Source organism: Schwartzia sp. (in: firmicutes) (assembly GCF_978017985.1).
In genome coordinates this window covers 1-10,238 of sequence record NZ_CDXDFU010000152.1, presented here as the reverse complement: position 1 = coordinate 10,238, position 10,238 = coordinate 1, and the positions used below count along the sequence as shown (strand labels likewise).

The window sequence follows — 10,238 nt, the reverse complement described above, 5'->3', positions numbered from 1 at the left end:
GCATAAAAGAGAACATGCCAGGGATTTTGATTTCAGATCTGTTTCTACGTTCGTCCTGATTGATGTCAGCTACAACGGCAAATGGGGCAGGGTCCTCGGTTTCCCAAAGGGCTTCCATGCTGGAAAGCTTCATTGGCTGCGACTCAGCAAGGTATTGAGTATGCAGATGGCCTGTGCCCATTGTTCCCATAATTCCGATAATCAGATAGACGGATACACCTTTCAATGCCTGCATGAATATCTGACGTGATACAATATCACGGGCAATTTTCCATGCGCATATGACGAGGAGCAAAAAGCCGGCTGTTGCTATACCGGAAAAAATGGTGTGGCTCAGCTCACCGACAACGTAAGGATTTGTAATGAGTGCGGTGAAATCCGTCATGACAGCTCTGCCGTTTTCAACAGCATAGCCTACGGGGTGCTGCATAAAGGAATTGGCGACAAGTATCCAGAAGGAGGAAAGATTGCTTCCTATTGCCACAAGCCAGATGCAGGCGCAGTGGAGTTTTTCCGGAAGCTTGTCCCAGCCGAATACCCAAAGACCGAGAAACGTGGATTCGAGGAAAAAGGCGGTCAGTGCTTCCATAGCAAGAGGAGCGCCGAATATATCACCCATGAAGCGCGAATACTCGGACCAGTTCATACCAAAATGAAATTCCTGTACAATACCTGTCACAACGCCCATTGCAAAATTTATCAGGAAAATATTGCCGAAGAATTTAATCAGCTTCCTGCATGGCTCTTTCCAATGTTCACGTTTTGTGGTTACGTAACAGGTTTCCAGCAAAGCCAGAAAAAGTGTCAACCCAAGGGTAACAGGTACGAACAAAAAGTGGTAGATGGTAGTAATGGCGAACTGCCATCGGGACAATACGATTATGTCCATAAAAAGCACTCCTTTCACAACTGTTTCCTGACATAAAACGATATACACAATTCTTATCCTAATAGTAGCATATATTTATGAGTTTTCAATTATATAATGAATTTCTTCAGCATATTCATAAAAAAACATCGCCTGATAACAAAACATAAAATGCTTTGCCATCAGGCGATGCTGCTTTCATTCATTTTATTATGCCTGTGCCTTCTCGTTTTCGTATTCTTCAACGGCGACAAGAGCGGCCTCGATAGCTACCTGGAAGATTGCCTCCTGAATCTCCGTGTTATCGATCATAGTGATAGGACCTTCTTTAAGTGCGTTGTGTACGCGGGTTGCGATGCGTGCGCGCAGAGTTACTTCGTTAGCCATGCGGTTCACCTCCCTCTGTGTATGATTATACCATAAATTATAATCAGCAAACCACCATTTGAAAATATATTTTTTATATACTCAGAAAAAATGAATGGACGCATTTTGCCATTACCGTAGGGATACGCACTGAAAATAGCTTTTCTTCTCGGACCATAAGGAAAAATAGCGGGCAATGTGATATATTATAAAAAGACAGGAAAAAAGAAGGAGAATTGGGACAAATAATGGATATACGAAAGAGGGCGGCTCTATGATTCAGCTTTATGCGCTGGCATGGATGTTTGTTAACGGAGTCAGCCTTTATATGATGCGGGACACTGCTTCGGAGGATAAAGAAGGCGCCGGGAAGGCCGATGAACTTGTTGAGGAAATAGAGTTCATGGAGAAATTCAGCTCATACAGATTTGACGGCAGGGAACTGCTCATTTATTTTTTTGCGTTCCTTGTAATGGATTCTATCGGATATTATCTTGCGGCGGGACATGTGGAATTTGCCCCATGGGCTCAGAAGCTGTTTTATGCGGCAGTGGCTGTTCTGGCGGTTGATGCTATGCTGGAGCTTTACAGCCTGTATGACATAATCCATACGAAGGACCACGATAAAAGCGTAGAAAAGCTGGCAGAGGGGCTTCGTTCAGAGGCAGATTCAGGAAGCCTTATTTCATTTTTGGCGTTGAGCGGGAAATTCATTATTTCCGTGGCGTTGGTGCTGTGGACTGTTTTCCCGAAGTAAGTGCCTTTACCTGAAAGGAGGAGTACGGATGCATGACGGCTATGACAGTATAGAAATGCTATTTGGCGGGGATTCTCCGGATTCCTTCGAGGGCGTTGTCTGGATAAAGGACAGCTCAAAATTCCGCCGTATCTTGGCTGTGGGGGACCTTCACGGGGAGTATCGGCGGATGCAGAATATGTTAGATTCTTTGGATTATACTCCTTCGGAAGATCTTCTTGTGTTTTTGGGAGACTATATTGACCGCGGCCCTGAGAGTCTGAAATGTCTTTCCGCAGTCAAGTCCATGGCGGAAAAGTATGATAATGTAATAGCGCTCAGAGGCAATCATGAATCGCTTCTTCTTGAGCATTTCGAGGAATACGGGATCAAGGATATCCTCGTAAATGACAGGCTGTGGCTGGACAATGGGGGAGACGATACCCTTTATCAGCTGAGAACGCTGTACGAAAAAAGTCATTCGGAATTCGGTTCGTTAATAGAGTTCGTAAAGGGGCTTAAACGTATCGTAGTCGTGGGAAAAGAATATCTTTTCACCCATGCGGGATTTTTGAAGAAGCCATATCTCCGCCAGATGGAGGAAATGCTCTGGGTTCGCAGGGATTTCTATGCGGGTTACGCGGGACAGCAGACGGTGGCTGTGGGGCACACCCCTGTGCAGCATCTCCGTGCGGGAAGCGACGGGACCCCTATCCTGCAGAAAAATCATATATGGCTTTGCGATACAGGAGCTTTTCGGCCTGACGGACACGTAAGCTGCATCGATGTAAAAACGGGAGAGTTCTGGCAGAGTGAAGACCATGCAGATTAAAAAATACATGGTATTTTTTTGTGTGGATTTTATCCAAAAAAATGATGCAAAAACAGGAGAAAAAATGCTGTAAAAAACAGCGGAAAAATCAGGGCAAAAATTACACAGAAAAAATGCCTTGAAAAAGAAATATATGTACTCGTTTGATGCATGGAGTTTCTTAGAAAATCAATGGTTTACGCGATTTGACCTGATTAGATTTTTTGCCTGTTATGAGAGCAAAAACGACGTGTAAAATCAGACAAAATTTTTGATAAAATCCAAGCTGAAAAATAAGGAAAAAATGACGCGAAAAAACAGCATTTTTTACGTCAAAAATGAGGAATAAAAAATAGGAATGAAGGCAAAAATAAAACAGCGTGTCGGATAAGAATTCCGATACGCTGTTTTTTGCTAAAAAGGCTATGTTTTTTCTTTAGGCTGCGGCAAAAGAAAGGTTGCTGCGGCAGCGGCGGCAGAGATTAAAACGATAAGAGTCATTACGGAATTTATACCGTAGGTGTCCGCATACCATCCAAGCGAGGGTACGATGATTCCGCCCACACTGAAGGACAGCCCGAGGGTGACACCTGATGCGAAGCCAATGCTTTTTGCAAGATAGCTCTGTCCAAGAACGACAAATGCCGCATAGGGCCCCTGCATTGCAAAGCTCAGAGGAATCAGCATAGCGTAAACTGCCCATATATGGCCTGAAAAAACTGCGATTGCAAGACACGGAACGAGAAGACAGCAGCCATATCTGAGTGTCTGCACGTATCCCTTGCGGTCGGAGAACCAACCGCCGACCAGGGTGGCGAATACACCTGAAATAGAGATAATTGAGAGCGTTGCGCTGCCGACTGCGTGTGATGTGCCCAGTGCCTGTATGCAGTACAGAGGAAGAAAACTGCTGATTGAGGTAAATACAGTGGAACGGAACAATATAACGAGAGTGAGCTTTGAAAACGCGACCCAGTCATTTTGACCGATGTGGTTTTCCTTGGCTGCTCCGGCTGTTCTCTCGGTTACAGCCGCTTTTTGTATGCGCGGAGCTATAAGCAGCATTGCAATTCCCATAATAATGGAGGTGGCTCCGTAGAATAACGTACCTTTCATGCCAAAGGTCGAAAGCAGGAATACGGCAAGAAGCGGACCGAATCCGAAGCCTCCGTTACCACCGACACTGAAAATACTCATGCCCTGACCGCGGTTTTCCCCTGACACGGCGTTGACCATACGTGCGGCTTCGGGATGAAAAATAGCACCGCCTATACCCATCATGGTGACTGCGGCGAAAATAGTCCAATAATTGGACAAAAGCCCGGTCGAAGCAAGCGAAAGTCCTGAGAGCAGAATGCCCAGCCCCATGAACCATTGTCGGGAACCTCTGTCCGCAAGCCAGCCGAAAAGGGGCTGTATTACAGACGAAAGAAAGGATGAAGCAAACATCAGCCCTGCAACGGCTGTGTAGTCCATACCGTATTCAGTGACGAAAAAAGGGAGTATGGCCGGGAGAGAACCGGAATTTATATCCACACTTAGATGCCCTGCAGCAATAAAGTACAAAAATTTTTTATTCATACAAACCTCCTTTCCCGGGCAGATTGTAACACCATAAAATTAGAAGATAAAGAAAATATATCAAATGGGAAGGGAATTTGCAAAATGAAAGCGAATATGACATAAGAGGGAAAAGATTTTTCTTATACTTTATGAGTGTGGGAAAAATCAAGGCAAGACAGAACAAAATTTGGAGGGGACAAAATTGGCTTCTTTGAAAAACTGTCCAATCTGCCATAAGCTTTTTATTGATAAAGGACCGGGCATTTGCAATGCCTGCTTTCAGTCACAGGAGGAAATGAAAAAGACTATTATTGAGTATGTGCAGGACCACCCGGGCTGCACTGTTCCGGATATTGTGCAGGCGACAAAGGCCCCTATGAAGCTCGTTAAATATCTCCGTGAGCGTGGGCATCTCGTTGAACTCGGAGCGGCAATCAAATACCCCTGCAAAAAATGCGGAGCATTGATTGATCGTGGTATATACTGTCACGCATGCACCGGCGAGTTTTCAAAGACGAATCAAAAGATACAGGATCGGGTTCGGTCAGCTGAACGGCTTAACGACCTTTCCAATGAACTCAAGAAGGACAATGGGCCGAAGCACAAAGTTAAGCTGCGTATGCACTTTGTCGATATGCGTGATGATACATGATGTGAAACAGCTCTTGCACTGTATACGATACGGGGCGAGAGCTTTTTTTATGGGAAACGCATATTTTTTGCAGGAGTCTTGCTGTATAATATAGAATAGTACAATGGGATTGTTTATTTACCAAGAAAAAGCTGTCAGGGTACAAATAGGGCGGGAAATCTATGCGCAGGATTTATGAATTCAAAAAAATTCTATATGCTGTCATCTGCATATGCATTTTGGGTGTAAGTTTTTTTGCCTGTGACACAGCCGAGGCTTCGACAGGACGCTCTACGGGCAAAAAAATTGTCCGTGTCGGTTGGTTTGAGTCTCCTTTTAATTTCAAGGACAGATACGGACGCCGTACCGGTTACGCATATGACTATCAGAAAAAAATCGCGGCGTATACCGGTTGGACTTACGAATACGTTAACGGCTCCTGGGTTGAACTGATGGATATGCTCCGCAAAGGGGAAATAGACATGATGTCTGATGTTTCCTTCACGGATGAGCGGGCGGAAGAAATGCTTTTTTCCACTCAGCCAATGGGTGCGGAGGAATATTTCCTTTTTGTAAAGGACAATCAGGCAGAAAGCAATTCTGATGATTTCACTTATCTCAACGGAGCCCGTGTAGGCGTAAACCGTGGCAGCATACAGGAAAAGCTGTTTATCAACTGGGCGGAGGCGCATAAGGTAGATGTGCAGCTGGTGCATCTTGATGGGAATGAAAGGAAGTCAGCGGCAGCGCTGAAGAATGGAGAAATAGATGCAATCGTAAGTGTTTCCATATTTGCGCCATACTATGAAAATGCGTATCCGATAGCTGCTATTGGAGCATCAAGCTTCTACTTTGCAGTCAATAAAAACCGCTCCGACCTTTGGCAGGAGCTTGATGCTGCCATGAGCCAGATACAAAATCTAAATCGTTATTATAACAAAAAATTGAATGAAAAATATTTGAGCAGTGAGGAATCCTTCAGATTCTTGCCGGGCAAAGAGGTAACCTGGCTGAAAATGCACGGACCAATTCGTGTCGGGTACTGGGATAACTATATGCCTTTCTGCGCAAAAGATGAAGAAACAGGGGAACTCAAAGGTTTTTTGGCAGATTGTCTTACCAGATTTTCAACATCAATGAAAAACGTCAAGGTTGAGTTCAAGCCTGTGGCGTATGCCAATCTGAAGGATGCAGTGGATGCTCTGCAGACAGGGGAAATCGACTGCCTATTCCCTATGACTCTTGATACCTACGAAGCAGAGCAAAACAATGTGCTTGTCACGGAGGGCTTCGGCACTTCCGGATTGCTGGCACTTGTAAGGTCGAAGGACCATGCAAGATTTAATCCCATGGATGACATAATTGTCGCGGTAGACAAAGGCAATATAAGAATGGAGGCTGTAATCCGTGAAGCCTTCCCGAACTGGCAGATTCTTTACTGCAACTCTGTTGATGAATGTCTGAAGAGAGTCGTTGCAAATGAGGCTGACTGCTTCCTTCTGAGCAACTACAGACTTAACCGCTTTATGCCTTTTGTTGGCAGGTATGGTCTTATTCCTGTATCAACAGGAAAGACAATGCACCTTGCCTTTGCTGTTCAAAAGGACCATGTGCTGCTCTACTCTATTCTCGGACGCATGACAAATTCTATCACGGATGCGGAGACTTATGCTTTGCTCGGGCGTTCTGCCTACAGCGGTCAAAAGGCTTCATTTTGGGAGTATGTGAGAGAGCATTTTGTGCTTACCCTTGTCATCATGTTTTTTATCATTGCGGTAATAAGTATCATGTTTGTGAGGAGCGTACGGGCGACGAGAAAAGCACAGACTCTTAATGTGGAGCTTGAAAAAGCACGTGAGGCTGCCGAAGCTGCAAACAGCGCGAAAACCTCCTTCCTGTTCAATATGTCCCATGATATCCGCACGCCTATGAATGCCATAATGGGACTTCGCGACCTTCTGGAGAAGCACCAGGAAGAACCCGAAAAACGCGCTCAGTATCTTGTAAAGATAAAAGATGCAAGCAGAGTCCTGCTATCCATATTGAACAACGTCCTCGAAATGGCCCGAATAGAAAAGGGCACACTTATACTTGACGAATCCGAATGCGATGTGGGACAGTTCGCAGAGAGTATGTATACGGTTTTCCATGAAATGATGGAACAGAAAAATATCAAATACACTATGCAGCTTGACGTAAAGCATCAGTATGTGTACTGTGATGCCACAAAGACTAACGAGGTCTTCATGAATATTCTTTCCAATGCATACAAATATACGAATGCGGGAGGAAGTGTTCATATCCATCTTGAAGAGCTGCCGGGCGACAGGGCGGGATGGACTGTTTTCAGGACAACGATTTCAGACACGGGCATAGGAATGTCAGAGGAGTTTCTGCCTCATCTTTTCGAGGAGTTTTCCCGTGAACACAATACGACAAGTACCAAGATAGAGGGAACCGGCCTTGGAATGCCAATAGTGAAACGCCTTGTTGAGTTCATGAACGGAACCGTTGAGGTGAAGAGTAAACTGGGAGAGGGCACGACTTTTATAGTTACGATTCCTCTCCGCATTGCGGAAAAGGCCGGTGCAAATCAGCCGAGTGTTGTCGCAATAGATCCGGAGCAGTTCAAAGGCAAGTCGATTTTGATGGCGGAGGACAACGAAATTAATGCTGAAATTGCCAAGGCTATCCTTGGAGATGCGGGATTTATAGTGGAGCATGTATCTGACGGCAATATTTGCGTAGAAGCGATAGAAAATTCCGAGCCGCATAAATATGATGTCATTCTGATGGATATTCAGATGCCGAATATGAACGGCTATGAAGCTGCAAGGATAATAAGGAATATGAAGGACAAGGAGAAGGCAGATATTCCGATTATCGCGATGACAGCCAATGCCTTTGAAGAGGACAAAAGGGAAGCCTTTAAAGCAGGAATGAATGGACACATAGCGAAGCCAATAGATGTACGGCTGCTCATGAATGAGATTGCAAGAGTACTTAAAAATTCTGAATAAAGCTGTATTATATATCCTGTACGAGGGGAAATACGAGGGACGAAGAGAAGCCTTTTGTCCCTCTTTTTGATTCAGACTGCGCTTTGGGTAGAGAAAAAATTTCTGTCGTGCTATGATGGACAGGAAAAATTTTGTTTCTTTGGGAGGATAACCAGTGGAAAGAATCGAGAGACATGATATTACATTGAGAGTCTTATTTACTTTTTTGACCTGTGGTCTTTACGGATTGTACTGGATGGCACAGGTTACGAACGACGTCCATACCGTATCGGGAAAGCCCAGGTGTGCAAGCGGAGGGAAAGCGGTGCTTTTTTCTATCCTCACATGCTCTTTCTATATGTACTACTGGATTTACCAGCTGGGCGGCGAGCTGGTGGAGACCCGTTACCGCATGGGAATAGCGCTTGACTCGGTAGCGAACAAAACCTATAAGAAGGTCATCGTGATAACAACGCTCATCATGATAGGCTTATCCGCGATTCAGGGAGTCGGAAATTATATTAACTGCGTAGATAGTGGGTTTAAATCCGATGCTGCTATGTGGGTTGCAATGGGAGCGTTTCTGTTCAACGTTGTGGTTGCTGTTGCATTTTCTGCGCTTCTTCTTTGGTTCGTCTATAAACGCTCGAATCCAAGCCCGCGTATTCTATATGTGCTGATGTTTTTGTTACGCACAAATATTTTCACGTTGGGATTTCTGCAGGCATCTTTGAATGATATTGCGGACAGGCAGGAGAATGGAGAGATTGCTGTAACTGAACGTGTATGAGCAAGAAGGGAGAGGTTTCCGTGAAAGCTGAACAGATTGATCACATTGTCCTCACGACGACAGCCCTCAAGCGGTGTCTTCATTTTTACAGGGACATTCTGGGGCTCCCCGTGGAGGAATACGAGGGGCGGTACAGTATCCGCCTTGGCACATCGAAAATCAATATTCATACCCGTGCCGCTGAATTTGAGCCGGCAGCATTCTACCCGCTTTCGGGAAGCCTTGATTTCTGCATTCGCGTGGATGGGGATATCCATGAGGTGAAAAAGGAACTTATCGCTCGCGGGGCGGTGCTGGAACGGGACATTGTACAAAGGCACGGAACACTGGGAACGATACAAAGCATTTATCTGCGCGACCCGGACGGAAATCTTGTAGAACTCGGGTTTTACGGAAATGGTGAAAATAAATGACGGCGTATGCCTATTTTGATACATTTCTCGGGAAAATGACGATGACGGCGGAAAATGATGCTCTCACAGGACTTTGGTTTACTAAAGATTCGGAAGAGATAATGCAGGAGACGGATTCAGCCGTCTTTGGAGAAACAAAGCACTGGCTCACCCGTTACTTTGCGGGAGAAAAACCGGAGTTTTCTCCGAAGTTTTTGCTCGAAGGAACGGCTTTCCGCCGGACTGTGTGGAAGATTCTGCTGACAATTCCATATGGGGAAACAACAACATACGGAGCCGTAGCTTCTGAGGCTGCACGGATTATGGGAAGGGCACGCATGTCTGCGCAGGCAGCAGGTGGAGCCATAGGACATAATCCTGTCTGTCTTATCGTACCATGCCACCGTGTCATCGGCGCGGACGGAAGCCTCACTGGCTATGCTGAGGGGCTTTGGAGAAAAGAAGCGCTGCTTAGATTGGAAAGTACGGGACACATACAATAATAGAAGGTAATTCAATGGAAAAACATTTTGACATAAACGAACAGGGGCTGAGCATACGTTGCAAGCTCTACTTTAACAAGGACATACACGCCGTTGACCGTGTGGTGATTTCCGCGCACGGCTTTGGCGGAAACAAGGAGAACCGTTCCGCGGAAAAATTTGCCGAAAGGCTGACCTCCAAGTACAAAAATTACGGAGTTATATGCTTCGATTGGCCATGTCACGGTGACGACGCACGCAAGAAGCTTGTACTTGATGAGTGCATGACGTATCTGACACTTGTGATTGAATACGCAAAAAAGGAATTTAATACAGAGGATATATACCTCTATGCCACAAGCTTTGGCGGATATCTCGGACTGAAATATATCGCGGAAATAGGGAATCCCTTCAGAAAAATCGCTCTTCGCGCCCCCGGAACGGATATGTATGAAATCATGGGACATAACATTTCGGAGCCTGACCGTGTGAAGCTGGAGAAGGGCAAGGAAATCCTTGTGGGCTTTGACCGTAAAATGAAAATAGACAAGGACTTCATGGAGGGGCTCAAAACGAGTGACGTCCGCAATTACGAATACT

11 protein-coding genes are annotated in these 10,238 nt (G+C 45.4%); 8 read left to right on the top strand and 3 right to left on the bottom strand.

Annotated elements, in window-relative coordinates:
• On the bottom strand, positions 1–889 hold an 889-nt coding region (locus ACY69O_RS06970), incomplete at its 3' end, for a cytochrome ubiquinol oxidase subunit I (RefSeq protein WP_462332747.1).
• 189 nt (positions 890–1,078) lie between these two features.
• The gene (locus ACY69O_RS06965; RefSeq protein ID WP_462332746.1) at positions 1,079–1,255 is read right to left on the bottom strand and encodes a hypothetical protein; all 177 of its coding nucleotides are present in this window, start codon (positions 1,253–1,255) and stop codon (positions 1,079–1,081) included.
• A gap of 253 nt (positions 1,256–1,508) precedes the next feature.
• On the opposite strand from ACY69O_RS06965, the gene ACY69O_RS06960 reads away from it, so the two are divergent.
• Both ACY69O_RS06960 and ACY69O_RS06955 read left to right on the top strand, forming a co-directional pair.
• A complete protein-coding gene (locus ACY69O_RS06960; protein ID WP_462332745.1) occupies positions 1,509–1,991 on the top strand; it encodes a hypothetical protein in 483 nt (160 codons plus the stop codon).
• A 28-nt stretch (positions 1,992–2,019) separates the two neighbouring features.
• A complete protein-coding gene (locus ACY69O_RS06955) occupies positions 2,020–2,802 on the top strand; it encodes a metallophosphoesterase (protein ID WP_462332744.1) in 783 nt (260 codons plus the stop codon).
• Between the two features lie 402 nt (positions 2,803–3,204).
• On the opposite strand, the gene ACY69O_RS06950 is transcribed toward ACY69O_RS06955, so the two are convergent.
• Complete coding sequence (locus ACY69O_RS06950; RefSeq protein WP_462332743.1) at positions 3,205–4,362, bottom strand: MFS transporter; 1,158 nt, start codon at positions 4,360–4,362, stop codon at positions 3,205–3,207.
• Positions 4,363–4,639: 277 nt separating this feature from the next.
• Here ACY69O_RS06950 and ACY69O_RS06945 point away from each other — a divergent pair, with 277 nt between their 5' ends.
• The 6 genes from ACY69O_RS06945 to ACY69O_RS06920 form a co-directional block, all read left to right on the top strand.
• Positions 4,640–4,996, top strand: a complete 357-nt coding sequence (locus tag ACY69O_RS06945) for a hypothetical protein (RefSeq protein WP_462332742.1) — start codon at positions 4,640–4,642, stop codon at positions 4,994–4,996.
• Positions 4,997–5,157: 161 nt separating this feature from the next.
• Positions 5,158–7,995, top strand: coding sequence for a transporter substrate-binding domain-containing protein (locus ACY69O_RS06940; protein WP_462332741.1), 2,838 nt, complete (start codon positions 5,158–5,160; stop codon positions 7,993–7,995).
• A gap of 154 nt (positions 7,996–8,149) precedes the next feature.
• Complete coding sequence (locus ACY69O_RS06935) at positions 8,150–8,764, top strand: DUF4234 domain-containing protein (protein WP_462332740.1); 615 nt, start codon at positions 8,150–8,152, stop codon at positions 8,762–8,764.
• Between the two features lie 20 nt (positions 8,765–8,784).
• Entirely contained in the window at positions 8,785–9,177 is a 393-nt protein-coding gene (locus ACY69O_RS06930) for a VOC family protein (RefSeq protein WP_462332739.1), read from the top strand.
• The gene (locus ACY69O_RS06925) at positions 9,174–9,659 is read left to right on the top strand and encodes a methylated-DNA--[protein]-cysteine S-methyltransferase (protein ID WP_462332738.1); all 486 of its coding nucleotides are present in this window, start codon (positions 9,174–9,176) and stop codon (positions 9,657–9,659) included. The genes ACY69O_RS06930 and ACY69O_RS06925 overlap by 4 nt, the downstream gene beginning before the upstream one ends.
• Before the next feature lie 14 nt (positions 9,660–9,673).
• Positions 9,674–10,238: alpha/beta hydrolase (locus ACY69O_RS06920; RefSeq protein WP_462332737.1), on the top strand; the 565-nt coding region annotated here is incomplete at its 3' end.